The sequence below is a fragment of the Bartonella queenslandensis AUST/NH15 genome, assembly GCF_000312585.1.
Taxonomy (GTDB): domain Bacteria; phylum Pseudomonadota; class Alphaproteobacteria; order Rhizobiales; family Rhizobiaceae; genus Bartonella; species Bartonella queenslandensis_A.
In genome coordinates this window covers 1-260 of the sequence record NZ_HE998260.1, presented here as the reverse complement: position 1 = coordinate 260, position 260 = coordinate 1, and the positions used below count along the sequence as shown (strand labels likewise).

The following is a 260-nucleotide window of genomic DNA, read 5'->3' as shown; positions in this document are numbered from 1 at the left end:
TTGCCTGTCGTGACACTCGTCAACTTAAGATTATCATTCAAAGAAAATGTGACTTTATTATTGTTGTCTTTTTCAATTTTGATATTCTTGCTTCCATCTTCACTCGCAGCCGCAACAAGATTGACTGTACTTCCGGATTTAACATCTGTAGCATCCCCATCTTCAATAGAAAGCTTCCAGCCATTTTCTGCAATTTGCTTTACATCTTTCAGCTGTTTATAATTTACTGCATCGGTATCTTCTTCCCCTGCCGCTACTTT

The 260-nt window shown here is 38.1% G+C and carries 1 pseudogene; it reads right to left on the bottom strand.

Annotation, left to right across the window (positions count from 1 at the left end):
- Positions 1 to 260: pseudogene (locus BN338_RS10130) on the bottom strand (hypothetical protein); the annotation flags it as partial.